The organism is Tritonibacter sp. SIMBA_163 (assembly GCF_046535935.1).
Classification (GTDB): domain Bacteria; phylum Pseudomonadota; class Alphaproteobacteria; order Rhodobacterales; family Rhodobacteraceae; genus Epibacterium; species Epibacterium scottomollicae.
The window spans coordinates 1-246 of the sequence record NZ_JAWJBP010001050.1; the positions used below are offsets into that span (position 1 = coordinate 1).

A 246-nucleotide genomic window follows, 5' to 3' on the forward strand; every position below is an offset into this window, starting at 1 on the left:
TTCTTCAACAGTAAAACTGCTGGTTTCGGGGACTTCGTCTGCTCCAAAGAAGTCAGGTGCGCTTAAGTCAAAAGACTGTTTAACGCCAACTACCAATTCATCAGAAAATCCTAGAGAAGAGAAAGGATTACTAATGGTTCCCCAACCTGCTATAAAATCATTAGAGAAATTATTATCATTGCTAAATTCTATGAGCTGATTGCCAGAGCCGAGTTCAGTTCCGCCATATGGTAGGAAATCAGGAAT

1 protein-coding gene is annotated in these 246 nt (G+C 40.2%); it reads right to left on the reverse strand.

What is annotated here, in order from left to right; translation table 11 throughout:
• A partial coding sequence (locus tag R0J92_RS25545) for a hypothetical protein (RefSeq protein ID WP_411053747.1) occupies positions 1-246 on the reverse strand: 246 nt, incomplete at both ends.